A 20,446-nucleotide genomic window follows, 5' to 3' on the forward strand; every position below is an offset into this window, starting at 1 on the left:
GGAAGAGCCGCGAGAACCCACACCGGGTGATAGATGAAGGAGGTTTCCGTGGGAATGCAGGTATCCCAGGCGCGCAACATATTTCGCGTCATCCAGCTCAGGCTGGTATTGCTGGCGTCCGATGAGTCCGGAATGTCGACGGTCGAATACGCGATCGGCACGATTGCTGCTGCCGCCTTCGGCGCGATCCTCTACACCGTCGTCACCGGCGATTCGATCGTCTCGGCGCTGAACCGGGTCATCGGGCGTGCGCTGAACACCAAGGTCTGACGGGCGTTGACCGGTCATGGCCGGCTTGGCGGCGACACCGGCGCCAGCACCGTCGAGGCGGCGTTCGCGCTGGCGGCCCTGGTCTCGGTGCTGGTGTTGTGTCTGGCCGGGATCAGCGCGGTGTCCGCGCAGGTCCGCTGCCTCGACGCCGCCCGGGAGGCCGCCCGGCTGGCTGCGCGCGGCGACACCCCGGCGGCCACGGCCGTGGTGCGGCGGATCGCGCCCGCCGGCGCCGCGATCCAGCTGCGCTCCGACGGCGCGTTCGTGGTCGCGACGGTCACCGTCCGGCCGGCTCTGCTGCCCGGGCTGGCTATCGCTGCCGAGGCGGTGTCGGCCGCGGAGCCTTCCCGGTGATGCCGGCGCGGCCACCGTTGCCGCCGCCGCGATGGTCGCGGTGTTGCTGAGCCTCACCGGCGGCGGCGTCCTGCTCGGCGCGGCGGTCATCGCCCGGCACCGGGCGCAGGCGGCCGCCGACCTTGCCGCCCTGGCCGGTGCGGCCCAAATCCCCGCCGGGCCGGAAATGGCCTGCGCCCAAGCGCAGCGGCTGGCCGCGCGCATGGGAGCCGACGAAAGCGACTGTGCGGTAGACGGACTCGACGTGGTGATCACCGTCGCGGTCGCCGTGCCCGGCTGGCGAATCGGTCCGGCCCGAGCGACGGCCCGAGCCGGGCCGGCCGGCCCGAGTTGATGCGACGGCTAGGACGCGCCGGCTGGATCCAGTCCGGCGTCGGCCAGATCCCGTGCGGTGGGCAGCCGCAGCGCGATCAAACCGGCGTAGGTGCCCGCTTCGAGCTCCACCCGGTTCACCGTCACATGCACCGGCTCCCAGCCGCCGTCGGCCTGGCGCAGCCGCAGCACCCCGGTGGTCGGACCCTGGGTGAAATCGGTTGTCATCCGGGTGATCAGGGCTTCGTCGTCGGGATGAACCCGTGGCGCGTCCACCGTGCCGCGCCAGTCGTAGAACGGGCACGGGTCATCCAGCCACTTCAGCAATCGCCAGTCGGCCAGGTCCACCATGGCCCGGTGCACACCGGGCTGGGCCAGCCCGTGCAGGATCTGCTGCGCCAAAAAATCGGGACGTTGCACGGTGCCGTCGAGTTGCCCGCGCCAGTTCATGCCCCGCGACACCAGGTGGTCACGCCCGCTGATGGGATCGGACTCCCAGGCGGTACGCGCCACGAAGCCCACCCGGATGGTCTCGCCGCGGAAATCGGCGATATCCCAACTGCTGCAGATGGTCTGGCCGGGCTCGGCTCGAATGGCCAACGCCAGCACCTTGTTCTCGTTCGGGCTGAAGTCCCGGCTGGGCATCTCCTCGGCGAAGGCCCGACCGTGGGTGGCCTCCACTTCGGGATCCTTGCCGCCGTTGGCCAGGGATTCCTTGGTGTCGGTGGCGACCCCCAGCGTCAGGTCCCATTTCAGCGGGCCGGGGGTGGGGCGCTCGGGTGGCTCGACATCGGTCGGCCCGCTCCAGACGTGCACGCCGTGCACGCGGCCGTCGGACATCACCACCGGCTCGGTGCGGATCACCCGATCGCGCTTCGGGGTGATGCTGACCAGGCTCTGCCCGGTTCGCATCGATTCGGCGATCGCGGTCTGGATCGCGGCCAGGTGCGGGCTACGACGCAGGAACTGGGCGATCGGCACCAGATTCTTCACCTGGCGTCCCTGTGCGACGACGGCCGGTTCATCGCCGAGTGTCTCCACCAGCAACCAGTCGTGCGCCATAACCTGGGATTTTACGGCCAACGGTTCATTACCAGCACCAAAGCAGCCGTTTAACCCGTTTCGCCGGCTGACCACAGGTAGCCTGATTGGTTTTCGAGTTGCGCTGCTCCGTTACAGCCGGTAACTTACGGCCGCATCCGGCTTGTTACCGGGTTTGGGAACGGCTCGCTTTTTCGACCGTTCGTCTTGCCGCTCCGTCGGCGCTTGGGCGTGGCGCATCTGCCACGGCAAGTCCGCGGGGCCAGCGGCTCGGGGAGTCGGCCGTTCGGGGGGTCGGCCGACTCCCGCAGTCGCCTGCGCCCCTGCCGCCGGCGATCCCCTAGCGCAGACCGGCACCGTTCAGCTCGCCGAGCACCAAACGCAGTGCCCGCACCGCGCCGTCCTTGTCCAAGGGCTCATTGCCGTTTCCGCACTTGGGTGATTGCACACACGACGGGCAGCCGTGCGGGCATTCGCAGGACTCGATCGCCGCCGCAGTGGCCGCCAACCAGGTGGATGCCGCGCGGAATCCGCGTTCGGCGAACCCGGCGCCGCCCGGATGGCCGTCGTAGACGAACACGCTGGGCAGCCCGCCGAGTGCGCCGGGCCCCAGCGCGGTCGACAGGCCGCCGATGTCACCGCGATCGCAGCTGGCCACCAACGGCAGCAGCCCGATCGCCGCGTGCTCGGCGGCGTGCAGCGACCCGGGGATCCGCGGCTCGGCGATACCGCAATCCGCCAGCGCCTCGGCGGTGACGGTGTAGACCACCGCGGTGGTCGGCAGCGTCGCCGGCGGCAGGTCCAGCTCGATGAAGTCCAGCACCTCGCCGGTGGGCAGTCGGCGCAGGTAGCCGACAATCTGGCGGGTCACCGTGACCGGCAGCAGGCCGAGGCTGACCGGCCCGCAGAACGCGCGCTCACCGTCACCGGTCACGGAGATGTCGGTGATCTCCCGTGCGAACGTCGCGTAGCCGGGATCCTCGGCGTGCACGAAGGCGATCTGACGCTCGGTGTCCAGCGAGTCGACCAGGTAACTCTCGCTCTGGTGCAGATACACCGCCCCGGTGTGCAAGGTGGCCGGCGCCCGGCCGGCGTCGACGCTGCCCAGCAGTCGGCCGGTGTCGGCTTCGAGGATCACCACCTGCCCACCGGCCGACCCCCGGATGTCCACCGCCGGATGGGGGTCGAGCCCGGGTGCCGGGAAGTACTTCTCGGACCGCCGGCGCAGCAGCCCGTCGTCGACCAGGTCCTCGGCGACCTGCTCGGCGCCGAGCCGGCGCACCTCGCTGATCGTCAGCGGCAGTTCGGCGGCCGCACACAGCAGCTGAGGCCCCAGCACATAGGGATTGGCCGGGTCGATCACCACCTGCTCGATCGGTTTGTCCAGCAGCGCCGCGGGATGATGCACCAGGTAGCTGTCCAGCGGGTCGTCCCGGGCGATCAGCACGATCAGCGCCGTCTGCCCGCGCCGGCCCGACCGCCCGGCCTGCTGCCAGAACGACGTCACCGTGCCGGGGAAGCCGGCGATCACCACCGCGTCCAGCCCGGCGATGTCCACCCCGAGTTCCAGGGCGTTGGTGGTCGCCAGGCCGTACAGTTCGCCGTCGGCCAGCGCGCGTTCCAAGGTGCGGCGGTCCTCGGCCAGATAACCAGCCCGGTAGGAGGCGATCTTGTCGACCAGCGCCGGGGCGACCGATTCCAGCCGGGTGCGGGCTGACAGCGCGGTGAGTTCGGCGCCGCGGCGGGACCGGACGAACGTCAGGGTGCGCGCGCCCTCGGCGATCAGGTCGGCCATCACCCGGGCCGCCTCGGTGCCGGCGGCGCGGCGCACCGGTGCGCCGTTCTCCCCGGTCAGGTCGGTGCGCAGGGCCGGCTCCCACAACGCCACCGTCCGGGCACCGTGCGGTGACCCGTCCCGGGTGACCTCGGCGACCGGCTGGCCGATCAACGCCGAGGCGCTGGCGCCCGGTTCGGCGGTGGTGGCACTGGCGAAGATCACCGTCGGCCCCGGCCCCGACGAGTAGCGCGCACACAACCGCAGCATCCGGCGCAGCACCATCGCGACATGGGACCCGAAGATGCCCCGGTAGTAGTGGCATTCGTCGACGATCACGAAGCGCAGCCCCCGCAGGAAGACCGCCCAGCGGGCATGGTTGCGCAGCATCGACAGATGGATCATGTCCGGGTTGGAGAACACCCAGCGCGACCGCTCCCGGGCGAACCGGCGCAGCTCGGCGGGGCTGTCGCCGTCATAGGCGGTCGGGGCCACCGCCCCGGCCATACCCGCGGCGCCGTCCAGCCGCGGAACCGCCGCGGTCAGGGTGTGCGCGGTGCGCAGCTGGTCATGGCCCAACGCCTTGGTCGGTGACAGGTACAACGCCCGGGCGCGCGGATCGGCCGCCAGCGCGTGCAGCACCGGAAGCTGGTAGGCCAGTGATTTTCCCGATGCCGTGCCGGTGCTGATCACCACGTGACGCCCGGCGTGGGCGAGTTCGGCGGCAGCGAGCTGATGCGACCACGGCGCGTCGATGCCGCGCCCGGTGAAAGCGGCGATGACGTCGGGTTCGGCCCACCGCGGCCAGGCGCCCACCTGCCCCTCCGATGCCGGCAGGTCGGCGACGTGGCGCAGCGGATGTTCGCCTGGTTCGGTGCCGGCGAGGGCGGCGGCCAGCAATTCACCGCCGAAATTCACCGTCACTGGCCCGCCCCTAATCGCCTGCATAGAAAGTCCGACGCCGTATTGTTCACCCTGCCTCAAACCTTCAACCGGTGATTTAGGCACCGCAGTCTGTCCTCGGCGGGCTGAACATGGTTGACTGATGGGCGGTCGTAGCTTCTGTGTTCGTGTCAAGCCTTCGCAGGATCTGTGGTTGCGGCCGCAGTACCCGCGGGGAAGGGGTCGGTGGAAGCACCGCCCGAACGCCAGGGTACGGCGGCCGGAACAGGCCCGGGGCAGCGAAGGGCGGTGCCCCGAACAACGGTGCAATGCACCGGTGCAAGAAGAGTAAGGAAAGATCGACAAATGCCACAGGGAACTGTGAAGTGGTTCAACGCGGAGAAGGGCTTCGGCTTCATCGCGCCTGAAGACGGGTCAGCGGACGTGTTTGTCCACTACACGGAAATCCAAGGGTCCGGCTTTCGCACCCTCGAGGAAAACCAGCGCGTGGAGTTCGAGGTCGGCCAGAGCCCCAAGGGCCCGCAGGCCACGGGCGTTCGCGCCGTCTAAGCAACTGGATTCGGCACCCCCCGGGCAGCTCCCCCCAACGGAGCAGAACCGGGGGGTTTCGTTTCGGGTGGGTCGGACCGGTTGGGCCGATCCCGACGCCGCCGAATGCCGGAGCGGCTTACTGTCGGTGACGTGAGCCAGCTTTCCTTCTTTTCGGCAGAGTCGGTACCGCCCAGCGTCGCCGACCTCACCGGGGTGCTGGCTGGCCCGGGACAGATCGTCGTGGCGGCCGGCGGCGCGCGACTGTCGGTCGTGGTCGATGCGCAGTGGCGGGCGGTGGCCCTGGCCGAGCTGATCAGCGAGGCCGGTCTGCTGCCCGAGATCACCCGCACCGAGGAGGACACCCCGCTGGTGCGGACCGCGGTGGATTCCCGGCTGCGTGTGCTCGCTGATGCCTGGACCCGCGGAGCGGTGAAGACCGTGCCGCCGCAGTGGCTGCCGGGCCCGCGCGTTCTGCGGGCATGGACGCTGGCGTCCGGCGCCGCGGAGGCCGACCGGTACCTGCTCGGGCTGGACCCGCACGCACCGGACACCTTCGCGCCGCTGGCCTCGGCCATGATGCGGGTAGGGATAGCACCCACCTTGATCGGCACCCGCGGCACCAGGCCCGCGTTGCGGATCACCGGTCGACGCAGGCTCTCGCGGCTGGTGGAAAACGTCGGGGAATCCCCGCCTGATCCCGAGGCGTTGGCCCAGTGGCCGCGTGTCGAGGCGCCGATGCCGGGCCATCTGCGTCACCTTTGAGACAATTCTGCGCTGTACGCCGGTTTGCGTCGGCATGGCCGTGAGTGCGAGATTGTCAGTTGTCCACCGGCGGCGCGGCCTGCAGGTGCGGACAGAAGTGGAGCGTAAGCGCAGTTGGCTGACCCCGGCCGCAACGGCGGCACAAATTCACCTGTGCGGCGACTCGTCATTGTCGAGTCGCCCACGAAGGCACGGAAAATTGCCGGTTACCTGGGCAGTAACTACGTCGTGGAGTCCTCCCGCGGGCACATCCGGGATCTGCCGCGCAACGCCGCGGACGTGCCGGCGAAGTACAAGACCGAACCGTGGGCACGCCTGGGTGTCAACGTCGACGCCGATTTCGAGCCGCTCTATATCGTCAGTCCGGACAAGAAGAGCACGGTCACCGAGCTCAAGGGCCTGCTCAAAGACGTCGACGAGCTCTATCTGGCCACCGATGGTGACCGGGAGGGCGAGGCCATCGCCTGGCACCTGCTGGAGACCCTCAAGCCGCGTATCCCGGTCAAGCGGATGGTCTTCCACGAGATCACCGAACCGGCGATCCGCAATGCCGCCGAGAACCCCCGTGACCTCGACATCGACCTGGTGGACGCCCAGGAGACCCGACGCGTCCTGGACCGGCTCTACGGCTACGAGGTCAGCCCCGTGCTGTGGAAGAAGGTCGCCCCGAAGCTGTCGGCGGGCCGGGTCCAATCGGTGGCCACCCGCATCATCGTGCAGCGCGAACGCGAGCGGATGGCGTTCCGCAGCGCCTCCTACTGGGACGTGGTCGCCCAACTGGACGCCAGCGTCTCCGACCCGACCGCGTCCCCGCCCACCTTCACCGCCCGACTGGTCGCCGTCGACGAGCAGCGGGTGGCCAGCGGCCGCGACTTCGACTCGCTGGGGGCATTGAAGAAACCGGCCGAAGTCACCGTGCTCGACGAGGCCGCAGCCACCGCGCTCGCGGCCGGGTTGCGCGGGGCGTCACTATCGGTGACCTCGGTGGAGGAGAAGCCCTACACCCGGCGGCCCTACGCGCCGTTCATGACCTCGACGTTGCAGCAGGAAGCCGGCCGCAAACTGCGGTTCTCCGCCGAACGGACGATGAGCATCGCCCAGCGGCTCTACGAGAACGGCTACATCACCTACATGCGTACCGACTCGACGACGCTGTCGGCCAGCGCCATCGATGCCGCGCGCACCCAGGCCCGTCAGCTCTACGGCGAGGAGTACGTCTCGCCGTCGCCGCGGCAGTACACCCGCAAGGTCAAGAACGCCCAGGAGGCCCACGAGGCGATCCGGCCGGCCGGCGAGACGTTCGCCACTCCCGACGCGGTGCGCAACGAGCTGGGCAGCGACGAGTTCCGCCTCTACGAGCTGATCTGGCAGCGCACGGTGGCCTCGCAGATGGCCGATGCGCGCGGCACCACGCTGAGCCTGCGGATCGGTGGACAGTCCGGGGCTCAAGAAGTGACGTTCGCCGCCAGCGGCCGCACCATCACCTTCGCCGGGTTCCTCAAGGCTTACGTGGAGACCGTCGACGAGCTGGCCGGCGGTGAAGCCGACGACGCCGAGAGCCGGCTGCCGCAATTGAGCCAGGGCCAGCGGGTGGACGCCACCGAACTGACCCCGGACGGGCATTCCACCAACCCGCCGGCCCGCTACACCGAGGCCTCGCTGGTCAAGGCGCTCGAGGAATTGGGTATCGGGCGGCCCTCGACCTACTCGTCGATCATCAAGACCATCCAGGACCGCGGCTACGTCTACAAGAAGGGCAGCGCGCTGGTCCCATCCTGGGTCGCGTTCGCCGTCATCGGGCTGCTCGAACAGCACTTCCGCCGGCTGGTCGACTACGACTTCACCGCGGCGATGGAAGACGAGCTCGACGCGATCGCCGCCGGCCGGCAGCGCCGCACCGACTGGCTGCACAACTTCTACTTCGGCGGCGACTACGGGGTGGAGGACTCGATCGCCCGCGCCGGGGGCCTCAAGAAGCTGGTCGGTGTCAACCTGGAGGGCATCGACGCCCGCGAGATCAACTCGATCAACCTGTTCGACGACGAGCAGGGCCGGCCGGTGTATGTCCGGGTCGGCAAGAACGGGCCTTACCTGGAGCGCATGGTCACCGGCGACGACGGCGAGCCGACGCCGCAGCGGGCCAACCTGGATGACTCGCTGCCGCCGGACGAGCTGACCCTGGCGCTGGCCGAGGAACGCTTCGCCACCCCGCAGGAGGGCCGCTCGCTCGGCGTCGACCCGGCCACCGGGCATGAGATCGTCGCCAAGGACGGCCGCTACGGCCCGTATGTCACCGAGGTTCTGCCGCCCCCGCCGGACGACGAGTCGGGCGCGGTGGCAAAGAAGGGCAAAAAGCCGACCGGTCCCAAGCCGCGCACCGGGTCATTGCTGCGCAGCATGGATCTGCAGACGGTGACCCTCGAGGACGCGCTGAAGCTGTTGTCGTTGCCGCGGGTGGTCGGTGTCGACCCGGGGTCCGGTGAGGAGATCACCGCGCAGAATGGCCGCTACGGCCCGTATCTGAAGCGCGGCACCGATTCTCGATCGCTGGCAGGCGAGGAACAGATCTTCGACATCACCCTCGAGGAAGCGCTCAAGATCTACGCCGAGCCGAAACGCCGTGGCCGCCAAGCGGCTTCGGCACCGCCGCTGCGCGAACTGGGCGCCGACCCGGCGACCGGCAAGCCGATGGTGATCAAGGACGGCAGGTTCGGGCCGTACGTGACCGACGGTGAGACCAACGCCAGCCTGCGCAAGGGTGACGAGGTGGCTTCGATCACCGATGAGCGCGCTGCGGAGCTGCTCGCCGACCGCCGGGCCAAGGGGCCGGTGAAACGGGCCGCCAAGAAGACCACCCGCAAGGCGCCGGCGAAAAAGGCCGCCAAACGCTGAGTCAGTCCGCCGCGGCCGAGGTCTCGGCGTCCTGGGCCGGGATCGCTTCGACCACGGCAAGATTCAACGGCCGCGCCAGCTGAGTGGGCACGGCGCGGCCACGCAGCTCGACGATCTCGCCGACCTCCCAGCACAATGCCTCGGAGTCGACGGCGCCGCTGACCGCGACCGCCGAAGCCAGCACGTGGCCCTCCTCCAGCTTGGCCAGCTCCGTCAAACGGGCGGCCTCGTTGACCGGGTCGCCGATCACGGTGTACTCGAAGCGGGCCCGGGCGCCGATGTGCCCGGCGATGGCCCGCCCGGCGGAGACACCGATGCCGAACTCCTCCGACTCGAGCACCGGCAGCAGCCCGTCGTGCAGTTCCCGGGCCGCTGCCAGCGCCGCGCTCGAGGCATCCGGGTGCTCGATCGGCGCGCCGAAGATCGCCAGCGCGGCGTCACCCTGGAACTTGTTGACGAAACCGCCGTGCCGCCCGACGGCCTCGACCACCACCCGGAAGAATTCGTTGAGCAGGTTCACCACCTCGCTGGGCGGTCGCGTCGAGGCCAGCCGGGTGGAGCCCACCAGGTCGATGAAGAGCACCGCGACATCGCGTTCCTGGCCACCCAGCTCGGTGCCGCGCTCCAGCGCCCGCCGGGCCACATCCTCACCGACGTAGCGCCCGAACAGGTCGCGAAGTCGCTGCCGCTCGGCCAGATCACGCACCATGTCGTTGAACCCGGCCTGCAGCAGGCCGAGTTCGCTGGCGTCGTAGATCTGCATGTGCGCGTTGTAGTTGCCGCGTTGCACCTCCCCGAGCGCCCAGCGCAGCTGGCGCAGCGGGTCGGCGATCGACATCGACACCAGCGCGGTGCCGGCCAGCCCGATGACCAGCGCAGCCAGCGCCATGAACAGGATCGGGGTGAACAGCTTGTCCGCCGAGGCGTTGAGCAGTGAGGTCTTGGCGGCCAGCACCGACAGCACGATCGCCAGCAGCGGCACCCCGGTCGACAGCAGCCACGTCAGCAGCTGACGCAGGATGACACCGGGTGCCCGCAGGTTCTCCGGCGCCCCACCGCGCAGTGCCGCGACGGCTACCGGCCGCAGCACCCGCTCGGACTGCAGGTAGCCGATGATCGCGGTGGCGGCCGCGCCCAGAGCGGTGGCGGTGACCACCACCGGCACGACGTCGTGGGCCACCGGCCAGCTGACGATGACGAATACCACCCCGCCCACCGTCCAGTAGCTGATGCTGATCAGCGAGCGGTAGAAGGGCATTCGCAGCGCCCGGGACCGGGCCAGTTCGGTGTCGGCGGGGTCGGTGTCGGCGTCGGGATCGGTGAGCAGGGCTTCGCGGCGTTGCCAGCGGAACACCGGCATCAGCAACGCGGTGCTCACCGAGAAGCCGAAAACGAACAGAAACAACAAGGTGACGGCGAAGATCACCAGGTTGGTGCGCGGCAGGTCCTGGAGGTTGATCCGGTCCTCGGTCGGCAGCCCGAACCGCAGGAAGCCGAACACGAACAGCGAGCCGATGATGTCGGCCTGCAACAGGCTCAGGGTGAACACCGGCCACGGAGTGCGCACCACCCACCGGACGAATCGGTTGATCCGCCCCGGCAGGGTCCTGGTACTCACCAGGACACCGTATCCGGCGGGGCGGCGAAGCCGGAGTCCGAATGTCCCGGCCAGCCGCTACTGTGACCGATGATGTCCGGGGTTTTCGCACGGTTGGTGGGCCAGCAGGCGGTGGAGGCCGAGCTGTTGGCGGCGGCCCGGTCAGCCCGGCGTGATTCCGCTCACAGCGCGGTGACCGCAGGCGGTATGTCGCACGCCTGGCTGATCACCGGGCCGCCCGGTTCGGGCCGATCGATCGCGGCACTGTGCTTCGCGGCGGCGCTGCAGTGCACCGCCGACGACGCCGAGGGCGGGCCGGGCTGTGGAGGGTGCCGGGCCTGCACCACCACGATGGCCGGCACGCACGCCGATGTGCGGCGGGTGGTGCCGGAAGGGTTGTCCATCGGCGTCGACGAGATGCGGGCCATCGTGCAGGTCGCCTCCCGGCGGCCCGGGACCGGCCGGTGGCAGATCGTGGTGATCGAGGACGCCGACCGGCTCACCGAGGGGGCGGCCAACGCCCTGCTCAAGGTCGTCGAGGAACCGCCGCCGTCGACGGTGTTCCTGCTGTGTGCCCCCTCGGTCGACCCGGAGGACATCGCCATCACCCTGCGGTCGCGGTGCCGGCACGTGGCGCTGGTGACCCCGGCGCCTGCGGCGATCGCCCAGGTGCTGGTCGACACCGACGGCCTCGACGCCGAGACGGCTGCCTGGGCGGCGGCGGTCAGCGGGGGCCACGTGGGCCGGGCCCGGCGGCTGGCCACCGATCCGGAGGCCCGCCAGCGGCGTCAGCGGGCGCTGGCGCTGGCCCGCGATGCGGCCACCCCGTCGCGGGCGTTCGCCGCGGTCGACGAGTTGGTGGCCGCCGCGGAGTCCGAGGCCAGGGAGCTGACCGCCGGGCGGGCCGAGGTCGAGACCGAGGAGCTGCGCACCGCGCTGGGCGCCGGCGGCACCGGCAAGGGCACCGCGGGGACGCTGCGTGGCACCGCCGGGGTGATCAAGGATCTGGAGCGGCGGCAGAAGTCGCGCCAGACCAGGGCCTCGCGCGACGCGCTGGACCGGGCCCTGATCGACCTCGCCACCTATTTCCGGGACGCTTTGCTGGCCGCATCGGGCGTCGGCACCGCCCGGCCCAGTCACCCGGACATGACCGACGCGGTGGCGGCGATGGCCGCGCATGCGTCGGCGGAGGCGCTGTTGCGCTGCATCGAGGCGGTGCTCGAATGCCGCGACGCGCTGGCCGCGAACGTGAAACCCCGGTTCGCCGTCGGCGCCATGGTCGCCACCATCGGTCAGGCGCTGCGGGACGACCTGTAAACTCGGCTGGTCCCGGAAGCGCCGGGCAGGCCGCCTTAGCTCAGTCGGTAGAGCGATTCACTCGTAATGAATAGGTCAGGAGTTCGATTCTCCTAGGCGGCTCCACACCCCCACCCCAACTCTCGCGAGCATTGCTCCTATGTCAAGTAGCGGCGGCGTGGGGTGTGGGGTGTCGTGATTTCTCGTCGGCGTGGAGGTGGTTGTAGACGACGCGGGTGAGTCGTCGTTTGAGGCAGCGGAGAGCTTCTTTGGTGGAGTCTCCTTGGGCGAGTCGTTTGCGGTAGTAGATCTGGCCGGGGCTGTCAGTGAGGCGGGCTTGCGTGATCGCGATGCGGTACAAAGCGGCGTTGAGTTGTCGGTTACCGGATCGGTTGAGGCGGACTCGGCCGGCGGTGTGGCCGGACCAGGCGGGGATGGGGGCGGTGCCGCTGTGGCAGGCGAACGCGGCTTCGCTTTTGAAGCGGGTGATGCCGGCGGTTTCGCCGACGAGTTTGGCGGCGGTCAACGGGCCGCAGCCGACAAGTGCGAGCAGGTTCGGTGCTACCGCCTGCACCGTGTCGGTGATGCGTTGGGTCAGCGCAGTGATCGTCATGGTCAGTCGGATGATGTCGCCGAGTTCGTCGGTGGCCAACTCAGCCAGTAGGCCGTCGACGGTGGCCAGCCAGGCGGCCAGCGCGATCTGGGTCTTTGCGCGATCCAACGATCCCTTCTTGGGCGACTGAGCGGGGTCGAGTTCATGGATCCGGCCCAGGAACCGGTTGATCGTTGCTGTGCGTTGTGCCACAAGGTCTTCGCGGCGGTCGACCAGTAACTTCAATTCCCGCGACACCTCGTCGTGGCCGGCCACCGGCAGGTCAGGGTGGCGCAACACCGCCCGTGCCACTGCCAAGGCATCTATGGGATCGGACTTGCCTCGGGTGCGGGCGCCCGCGCGTTCGTGAGCCATTAGTTTGGGTGCCACCCGCACGACCTTTTGGCCGGTGGACAGCAGGTCACGTTCGAGGCGGGCCGACAGGTTGCGGCAGTCCTCGATACCCCACAACAGGTCGTCGCCGAGGGTGGTCTTGGCCCAGGCCAACGCTGCCAGGTGGCCCTCTGTGGTTGCGGGTACGGCTTTGTCTGCAATTTTGCGGCCCACTTCGTCGACGGCGACGAAAGTGTGGGTGCGCTTGTGTACATCGGTCCCAATGACCACCATGGACGGTGCCTTCTTTCATCTCGACGGGGATGCAAGGAAGGTTGGGCCGGCCGGCGGACACATCTCAGTCGGGGGCGGTGCCACGCTCCTATCAAGTCACGCCGGTCGGTCCTTCCCACCTGGTGCCGGCAGAATGCTCGCTGGTCGACCTCGCGGGCGACAGTGCGTGTCTGAGCCAAACACCAGGTGCGAAGAACCCAACCACCGCAACGCGGCGATCACCACCCTGACACTGAGTGCGTGTCTGCACGGCGACACGCGGCTCTAGCCGGCATTCTGCGCACGCTCGCCGGGTGCTGTCGCCGGCGAGGGCGCCAGGTTCGGCTCCACCATCGGCAGCCGAACCCGAAACACCGTGGCCCCGTCGGCCGATTCCGCGCCCACCGAGCCGCGGTGCGCGCTGACGATCGAGGCGACGATCGCCAGCCCCAGCCCGGTGCTGCCCAGCTCGCCCGAGCGGGCCTTGTCCGCGCGGACGAACCGCTCGAACAGGTGCGGCACCATGTCGGGGTCGATCCCGGGCCCGTCGTTGGCCACCGTCAACTCCGCCACCGGTCCGCCCACCCCGGAACGGTCCTCGGCGATGGCGGTCGTCACGGTCACCCCGGGCGGTGTGTGCACCCAGGCGTTCTTCAACAGGTTGGTGACGACCTGGTGCAGCCGGGCGCGGTCACCGCGGACCCACACCGAGGTGTCCGGCAGGACCTTGACCCAGTGGTGACTCGGTGCGGCGGCCGCGGCGTCGTTGACCGCGTCCAGCACCAGGTCGGCCAGGTCGACGTCTTCGACCTGCAGGTCCTGGCCTTCGCTGAGCCGCGACAGCAGCAGCAGCTCTTCGACCAGCGACGCCATCCGCTGCGCCTCGGATTCGATGCGGGCCAACGCGTATTCGGTGGTCGGCGGCAGCGTGGAACTGTCCTGCCGGGTCAGCTCGGCGTAGCCCTGGATCGCCGCCAGCGGTGTGCGCAGCTCGTGACTGGCATCGGTGATGAACTGCCGCATCCGCCGGTCGGCATCGCTTCGGTAAGCCAGAGCGCTATCGACGTTGTCCAGCAGGCGATTCAAGGCGCCGGCGACGATACCGACCTCGTGGTCGGGGTCGACGTCGTCGTCGGCCACCCGGATGGTGATGCGTTCGTCGCTGTCGGTGAGTGGCATCGCCGCCACCGAGGCGGCGGTGGCGGCGACTCGCCGCAGCGGGCGCAACGCGTAGCTGACCACCGTGATCGTCAGCCCGGCGGTGATCAGCAACGCCACCGTGTAAAGCGCTGCGGCAGCGGCCATTCGGCGGGCAATGGTGCGGTTCGCCAGGTTCAGTGACCCGCCGATGAACAACATGTCGTCGTCGTCGACGACGCGGGTCTCCACCCGGTAGGTGCCCAGGCTGCCCAATTCCATCGTCTGTGGGGGTCCGTTGTGCCAATGGTGCTTGTCGATGGCGGCCACCACGTCGGCCGGAGCCGGATAGGGTTCCTCCTCGGTGAACACCGCCGAGCCGACCACCTTGCCGTCGCGCAGCACCGCCAGCACATTGCCCGGGGTCTGATCGCTGAAACCGAGCAAGGCCCGTCCGATGGTCGACATGCCGTCGGGACCGATGGAGTTCTCGACGCGGCGATACTTGGCAAACGAATGGCTGAACGCGTTGAGCGACTCGGACACATCGGCGTCGCTGGTCGCGGTGACGTAGCTGCGCAGGCTCAGCACCGACACCACGCCGACGGCCACGAACGCCACCGTCACCACGGTGGACACCCCGAGCACCAACTGCCGGCGCAGCGCCCGCGGCCGCCGAGATAAGTTGGCCGAGTGCGTCATTGCGGTGGCTTCAGCATGTAACCCACCCCCCGCACGGTATGGATCATCGGGGGGTCGACGTCGATCTTCTTGCGCAGATAGGAGATGTAGAGGTCGACGATGCTGGTGCGGCCGGCGAAATCGTAATTCCACACCCGGTCCAGGATTTCCGCGCGAGGCAGCGCCCGGCCGGGATTGCGCATCAAAAACCGCAGCAACTCGAACTCGGTCGTGGACAGCGACACCGGAATGCCGCCATGGCTGACCTGCCGGCTGGCGCCGTCGAGCGTCAGGTCCCCGACGGTGAGCACCTCGTCGACCGGTGGCGTCAACTGGGCGGAACGGCGCAGCAGTCCGCGCAGCCGCGCGACTAACTCCTCGAGGCTGAACGGCTTGGTCATGTAGTCGTCGGCGCCCGAGGTCAGACCGGTGACCCGGTCGGTGACCGAGTCGCGGGCGGTGAGGAACAGCGTCGGGATGTAGGCGTCGGATTCACGGACCCGCCGCAGAATCTGCAACCCGTCGACATCGGGCAACATGATGTCGAGAACCAGCAGATCGGGTTCGCCGCTGTGGAATTTGGTAACCGCGTCGCGCCCGTTGTGGGCCACGTCGACGACCCACCCCTCGTAGTGCAGGGCCATCGTCACCAGATTGGTCAGGGCCGGCTCGTCGTCGACCAGCAGGACCCGGATCGGTGATCCGTCGGGCCGATTGATCCGCGGCAGTTGCCCGAGGATCGCTTTGCGCGGACTCCGATGCTCCGTGTTACCCGACATCGATCATCATTGTCCACCCGGCCTCGCGGTCATTCGCCGAGGAGGCGCTGCTTGCGGTCGACGAATTTCTCCTGGGACAGAATTCCGGAGTCCCGCAGTTCGACGAGTGCGCGCAGTTCGGCGACGACGCCGATCACCTTGGCCTTGGCCGGTTTGTCCGGCTCCTCGGGTCCCTCGGCCGGCCTGGGTGGCGCGGTGGGGTTGGGCTGGGCGGGCATCGGTGCGTGGCGTCCCGCACCCAGGGTGCCGGCCACGGCGCGTCCGGCCATGCCGGCCAATCCCATCTCGGCGAACGGGGCGCCGGATCCGGCGGCCGCGGCCGCCGCGGTCGATGCCGCAGCGGATTGCGTTGACACCAAGGTGATCTCGCGCAGCGCCGACGGTGCGGCGGCGGCCCAGGCCTGTGGCACCGACAGTGCGCCCAGCGGCACCGCCTTGCCCATGCTCGCCCAGGTCGCGCCGACCGGGCCGGCCGCGGCTCCCAGACCGCCGACGGCAGGCGCCGTCTGACTCAGCAGGCCCAGGCCGCCCAGCGCCCCGAGGCCCTCCGCGCCCTCGGGGAAGGCGAGTTCGCCCAGGGTGATCGCCAAGCCGCCGAACGCACCACCCAGGCCGATTCCGCCGAACGGGCCGACGCTGCCCACTTCGAGAACCGCGCCCGCCAGATCGAACGCCAAACCGGGCGAGATCGCGGCGGGCGAGTCGGCGGCGGAGCCGGCCAGTTGGCCGGCGGTGGTCAGGGCGTGGGTGGCGGCGGCGGTGCCGGCGCTCTGGGGGGTTGAGGTGGTGGGGGTGGCGGTGTTGTGGGGTGCGGTGAAGGTGGGTAGTTGGGTGGCGGTGGCGGCGGTGCCGGCGTAGCCGTACATGGCGGTGGCGTCTTGGGCCCACATTTGCCCGTAGAGGGCTTCGTTGGCGGCGATGGCGGCGGTGTTTTGGCCGAGGAAGTTGGTGGCGATCAGGGTGGTCAGTTGGGTGCGGTTGGTGGCGATGACGGCTGGTGGCACGGTCATGGCGAAGGCGGTTTCGTAGGCGGCTGCGGCGGCGTCGGCCTGGGTGCCGGCTTGGCCGGCTTGGGCGGCGGTGGTGCTCATCCAGGCGGCGTAGGGGGCTGCGGCGGCGGCCATGGCGGTGGCGGCGGGGCCTTGCCAGGTTTCGTCGGTGAGTGCGGCGATGACGCTGCGGTAGGAGTTGGCTGCGGATTCCAGTTCGGCGGCCATGGCTTTCCAGGCGCTCGCGGCGGCGCGGATCGGGCCGGATCCGGCTCCGGAATACATCAGCGCAGAGTTGACCTCCGGCGGCAACGCTGCAAAATTCATCGGCTGATTCCCGTCCGGCTCAGCTCGCGGCGAAAACGTTCGCGGCCTCGGCGGTCGCATAGGAGATCCCGCCGCCGTTGAGCGCGGCGACGAACATTTGATTGATGGCGGCGGCCTGCGCGGCCACATTCTGGAACAGCGCGCCGTTGGCGCTGAACCGCGCGGCAATCGTCATCGATACCGCGTCGGAGGCGGGAGCCGCCACCGCGGTGGTCGGGGCGGCGACCGCCGCGCTCTGCGCCTGCACCGCCGAACCGATTCCCTGAAGATCGCCGGCCGCCCCGGACAACAGCTCCGGTTGGGTCACCACGAAAGACATCTACGAACCTCCCCTTTCGAATTCACTCGTCGACAAAGCTTTCGATCACGCGTTCTCGTTGTTTGTTGAATTCCTCATCGGTCAGCACCCCGGAGTCCCGCAGTTCTGCCAGGCCCCGCAGTTCGGCGAGGATCTCGACGCCCGTCACCTCGGTTTCGGATTCGCCGGGCTCATCCGGTGATTCGAGACGAGCTGCGGTGGATTGCACAGGGGTGGGCATCGGTGCGTGGCGTCCCGGGCCGAGGGTGCCTGTCATGGCGCGTCCGGCCATGCCGGCCAGGGCCATCTCGGCGAACGGGGCGCCGGATCCCGCGGCCGCCGTGGCCGATGCCGCAGCGGATTGCGTTGACACCAAGGTGATCTCGCGCAGCGCAGACGGTGCGGCGGCGGCCCAGGCCTGTGGCACCGACAGTGCGCCCAGCGGCACCGCCTTGCCCATGCTCGCCCAGGTCGCGCCGACCCGGCCGGCGCCGCTCAGCCCGGCCGCGGGACCCAGACCGCCGGCGGGCGGGGTGAGACCGAGCAGACCGGCGGCGGGCGTCGTCTGCCCGATCAGACCCAGCCCGCTCGCTGCGCCGAACTCGCCGGTGATGCCCAGCCCGGCGAACGGCCCCAGACTGGCCGCCTCGATCGCCAGGCCACCGAATTCCAAACCCGCGCCGCCGCCCTCGAAGGGGGCGATGCTGTCCACCTCGAGAACCGCGACCAGCACGTCCAGCAGCAGGCCGGGGGCGCCGGCACCTTCGTAGGCGCCGGAGGAGTCGGCGGCGGAGCCGGCCAGTTGGCCGGCGGTGGTCAGGGCGTGGGTGGCGGCGGCGGTGCCGGCGCTCTGGGGGGTTGAGGTGGTGGGGGTGGCGGTGTTGTGGGGTGCGGTGAAGGTGGGTAGTTGGGTGGCGGTGGCGGCGGTGCCGGCGTAGCCGTACATGGCGGTGGCGTCTTGAGCCCACATTTGCCCGTAGAGGGCTTCGTTGGCGGCGATGGCGGCGGTGTTTTGGCCGAGGAAGTTGGTGGCGATCAGGGTGGTCAGTTGGGTGCGGTTGGTGGCGATGACGGCTGGTGGCACGGTCATGGCGAAGGCGGTTTCGTAGGCGGCTGCGGCGGCGTCGGCCTGGGTGCCGGCTTGGCCGGCTTGGGCGGCGGTGGTGCTCATCCAGGCGGCGTAGGGGGCTGCGGCGGCGGCCATGGCGGTGGCGGCGGGGCCTTGCCAGGTTTCGTCGGTGAGTGCGGCGATGACGCTGCGGTAGGAGTTGGCTGCGGATTCCAGTTCGGCGGCCATGGCTTTCCAGGCGCTCGCGGCGGCGCGGATCGGGCCGGATCCGGCTCCGGAATACATCAGCGCAGAGTTGACCTCCGGCGGCAACGCTGCAAAATTCATCGGCACTCCTCAAATCGCCGATATCCGAAGGTATTTTCGGCCGCACCCGCCGGGCAACCCGACAGCCCGGACTCATACGAAACGCATATCTGCCGTGTCCGGGGGAGTCAGAGTGGTGCGACGTACCCGACCGGACCCGAGGCGATACACACCGACAGTGCCGCGGTGTCGGCGCGGGCGGTGACGTTGTAGCCGGCGCCGGGAAGCCGCACGAAAACACGATTGAGTCCCGGGCGCACCCTGACCCGCACCCCGGGTCCGTCTGACAGCGACAGCGTCATCGAACCGTCGACGTTGGCCAGGTAGTTGATCTCGGCCGTCCAGTCGGCCGGCAGCAGCGGACCGTCAAGTCCCAGCGTGGCCGGCAGGTCCGGCTGCACCAGATACCCGCACTTGGGCACCGGCCCGGCCACGATGAACCGAACCCAGGTCACCTGTGCATCGGCTAACGTCCCCGCGCTGGTCAGCATCCTCAACTGCGTTGTCGCCGACGCGAACTCCGGTCGGTCCCGAACCAGTGCGAACAGGTGACTGGCCAGGTTCTCCGGGTGGACCACCCGCTGCAACACCAGCGGGTCGACCTCCTGATCGAGCAGCGGTGCATCCGAGTCGGCGTGGGCCGCCGACAGGGCGTGCCGGGCGTTCTGCAGATAGGACCGGGCCGGGTCATCGCGCCAGCGGGACAGGAACGTCGCCGTCGAATACAGGCTGCTGGCGGTGAAGGCCACCGCCAGTCCGGCCACCGCCACCGCCCGGGCCGGCGAGGCGTCCAGCCAATGTGAGGACTCCCGGTTCGGCGCGCACAACGCGACGGCGCCCAGAATCGCCAGCACCACGACCAGGTCGGCCAGGTACCGCAGGGTCTGGGCCAGCTCCAGCGCGGTGAACGCCGACGACCGCATCAGATAGACCGGGACCTGGCAGGCCGCGGCGTAACCGACCGCGACCAGCCACACCGGCACCACCCGGTGCTTGCGCGCCAGCGACACCGCCAGCAGACCCGCCAGCACCAGCCAGCCCAGCGCCATCACCACCGGGCCCGGTAGCGCCCACGGCGAGGCCGGCGCCCAACGGGCCCACGTCCACGGGCCACCGGCCAGGCTCGGGACGATGCCGTGGGTGATCGAGCGCCACAGCAACTCGCGGGTCATGACCAGGTCGAAGCTCCACCGCTTCTGGTTGACCACCGCCAGGTAGACCCCGACCCACACCGCGGTCACTACCAGCGTCGCCGTCCACAACCGCGACCCGGCCCGCCACGCCTGCGCGATCGCACCCAACGGACGCTCACCGGCCACATAACGCAGCAGCGCCGCCACCGTGAACGCCACGAACGGGATCACCGCGGCCTTCTCGAAGAACAGCAGACCGCCCGCGTAGGCCAGCGTGCCGGTGTAGGCGTAGCGCCGGTTTCCGGTGCGCGCCAGCAGGATCGCGTCGGCGCACACCCAGGCCAGCGCCGCCAGCATGGGCAGGGAGTTCAAGGCCGCCGCCCACCACGCGAACGCCGGCAGGCCCAGCGGACAGAACAGCGCGAACGTCAGCGGCACCAGCAGCACCGGCCGCCAGCCCAGAATCACCCACAGCACCCGCAGCAGCGCCGACGACGCCAGCAGCTGCAGCACCACCAGGCTGGCCGCCGGCGCCGCCCACTGCAGCGGCCAGGCCCGGGTCAACGCCCCGGCCACCAGAAACGCCCCCGGCATCACATGACCGTCGTGGTCGTCGAACAGGTACGCCGGCGACCACAGCTCGTGGGTGCCGGCCCGTCCGATCAGGATCAAGTCGTCCCAATAGAAGTAGCCCCCGAACGCCACCACCGCCCGGACCGCCAGCTGCGCGGCGATCAGCGCCACCGCCGCCCAGCAGACCCAGGGCAGGGTGGTCGTAGCAGTGCGCGTGCGCATTG

At 69.7% G+C, this 20,446-nt stretch carries 17 protein-coding genes and 1 tRNA gene; 8 read left to right on the plus strand and 10 right to left on the minus strand.

Annotated elements, in window-relative coordinates:
* The first annotated feature begins 54 nt into the window (after positions 1-54).
* From G6N23_RS01170 to G6N23_RS21745, 3 genes are read left to right on the plus strand one after another with little or no spacing between them, the layout of a single operon-like run.
* On the plus strand, positions 55-270 hold the full coding sequence (locus G6N23_RS01170) for a DUF4244 domain-containing protein (protein WP_085260355.1): 216 nt from the start codon (positions 55-57) through the stop codon (positions 268-270).
* Positions 271-276: 6 nt separating this feature from the next.
* Positions 277-624: a TadE family type IV pilus minor pilin gene (locus G6N23_RS21740; protein ID WP_234808559.1), complete on the plus strand. Its 348-nt coding sequence runs from the start codon at positions 277-279 to the stop codon at positions 622-624.
* Between the two features lie 31 nt (positions 625-655).
* Positions 656-958 carry an Rv3654c family TadE-like protein gene (locus G6N23_RS21745; protein ID WP_234808558.1) on the plus strand — a complete coding sequence of 101 codons (303 nt, stop codon included), beginning with the start codon at positions 656-658 and terminating at the stop codon, positions 956-958.
* A gap of 8 nt (positions 959-966) precedes the next feature.
* Here G6N23_RS21745 and G6N23_RS01180 read toward each other — a convergent pair whose 3' ends face one another.
* Together G6N23_RS01180 and G6N23_RS01185 are read right to left on the minus strand one after the other, a co-directional pair.
* Entirely contained in the window at positions 967-1,998 is a 1,032-nt protein-coding gene (locus G6N23_RS01180) for a PAS domain-containing protein (RefSeq protein WP_085260314.1), read from the minus strand.
* A 319-nt stretch (positions 1,999-2,317) separates the two neighbouring features.
* Positions 2,318-4,669, minus strand: coding sequence for a DNA 3'-5' helicase SftH (locus G6N23_RS01185; RefSeq protein ID WP_234808563.1), 2,352 nt, complete (start codon positions 4,667-4,669; stop codon positions 2,318-2,320).
* Positions 4,670-4,999: 330 nt separating this feature from the next.
* Here G6N23_RS01185 and G6N23_RS01190 point away from each other — a divergent pair, with 330 nt between their 5' ends.
* The 3 genes from G6N23_RS01190 (at position 5,000) to topA (ending at position 8,839) form a co-directional block, all read left to right on the plus strand.
* Positions 5,000-5,203, plus strand: a complete 204-nt coding sequence (locus G6N23_RS01190) for a cold-shock protein (protein WP_005138711.1) — start codon at positions 5,000-5,002, stop codon at positions 5,201-5,203.
* A 132-nt stretch (positions 5,204-5,335) separates the two neighbouring features.
* A complete protein-coding gene (locus G6N23_RS01195; RefSeq protein ID WP_085260312.1) occupies positions 5,336-5,947 on the plus strand; it encodes a hypothetical protein in 612 nt (203 codons plus the stop codon).
* Positions 5,948-6,061: 114 nt separating this feature from the next.
* Positions 6,062-8,839 (plus strand): type I DNA topoisomerase, encoded by a 2,778-nt coding sequence (gene topA, locus G6N23_RS01200; RefSeq protein WP_085260311.1) that lies wholly within the window; start codon positions 6,062-6,064, stop codon positions 8,837-8,839.
* Position 8,840: 1 nt separating this feature from the next.
* Here the strand turns inward: topA and G6N23_RS01205 are convergent, their stop codons facing one another.
* Positions 8,841-10,511 carry an adenylate/guanylate cyclase domain-containing protein gene (locus G6N23_RS01205; protein WP_095174051.1) on the minus strand — a complete coding sequence of 557 codons (1,671 nt, stop codon included), beginning with the start codon at positions 10,509-10,511 and terminating at the stop codon, positions 8,841-8,843.
* Positions 10,512-10,529: 18 nt separating this feature from the next.
* Here G6N23_RS01205 and G6N23_RS01210 point away from each other — a divergent pair, with 18 nt between their 5' ends.
* Together G6N23_RS01210 and G6N23_RS01215 are read left to right on the plus strand one after the other, a co-directional pair.
* Positions 10,530-11,753 carry a DNA polymerase III subunit delta' gene (locus G6N23_RS01210; protein ID WP_173675088.1) on the plus strand — a complete coding sequence of 408 codons (1,224 nt, stop codon included), beginning with the start codon at positions 10,530-10,532 and terminating at the stop codon, positions 11,751-11,753.
* Positions 11,754-11,782: 29 nt separating this feature from the next.
* Positions 11,783-11,858, plus strand: a tRNA-Thr gene (locus G6N23_RS01215).
* 37 nt (positions 11,859-11,895) lie between these two features.
* Here G6N23_RS01215 and G6N23_RS01220 read toward each other — a convergent pair.
* The 7 genes from G6N23_RS01220 to G6N23_RS01250 all read right to left on the minus strand — a co-directional run bounded on the left by G6N23_RS01220 (position 11,896) and on the right by G6N23_RS01250 (position 20,444).
* Entirely contained in the window at positions 11,896-12,951 is a 1,056-nt protein-coding gene (locus tag G6N23_RS01220) for an IS110 family RNA-guided transposase (RefSeq protein WP_095174049.1), read from the minus strand.
* 264 nt (positions 12,952-13,215) lie between these two features.
* Positions 13,216-14,769 (minus strand): sensor histidine kinase, encoded by a 1,554-nt coding sequence (locus tag G6N23_RS01225; RefSeq protein WP_085261401.1) that lies wholly within the window; start codon positions 14,767-14,769, stop codon positions 13,216-13,218.
* Complete coding sequence (locus G6N23_RS01230) at positions 14,766-15,527, minus strand: response regulator transcription factor (RefSeq protein WP_085261402.1); 762 nt, start codon at positions 15,525-15,527, stop codon at positions 14,766-14,768. Before G6N23_RS01230 ends, G6N23_RS01225 begins: the two co-directional genes overlap by 4 nt.
* Positions 15,528-15,556: 29 nt before the next feature.
* Positions 15,557-16,843: a PPE family protein, SVP subgroup gene (locus G6N23_RS01235; RefSeq protein WP_095174048.1), complete on the minus strand. Its 1,287-nt coding sequence runs from the start codon at positions 16,841-16,843 to the stop codon at positions 15,557-15,559.
* Positions 16,844-16,862: 19 nt separating this feature from the next.
* Positions 16,863-17,162 carry a PE family protein gene (locus G6N23_RS01240; RefSeq protein WP_085261404.1) on the minus strand — a complete coding sequence of 100 codons (300 nt, stop codon included), beginning with the start codon at positions 17,160-17,162 and terminating at the stop codon, positions 16,863-16,865.
* A gap of 22 nt (positions 17,163-17,184) precedes the next feature.
* Positions 17,185-18,537, minus strand: a complete 1,353-nt coding sequence (locus G6N23_RS22535; protein ID WP_095174046.1) for a PPE family protein, SVP subgroup — start codon at positions 18,535-18,537, stop codon at positions 17,185-17,187.
* A 107-nt stretch (positions 18,538-18,644) separates the two neighbouring features.
* Entirely contained in the window at positions 18,645-20,444 is a 1,800-nt protein-coding gene (locus G6N23_RS01250; protein ID WP_179961149.1) for a hypothetical protein, read from the minus strand.
* Between the last annotated feature and the right edge of the window lie 2 nt (positions 20,445-20,446).

This window comes from Mycolicibacter terrae (assembly GCF_010727125.1).
GTDB classification, from domain to species: domain Bacteria; phylum Actinomycetota; class Actinomycetes; order Mycobacteriales; family Mycobacteriaceae; genus Mycobacterium; species Mycobacterium terrae.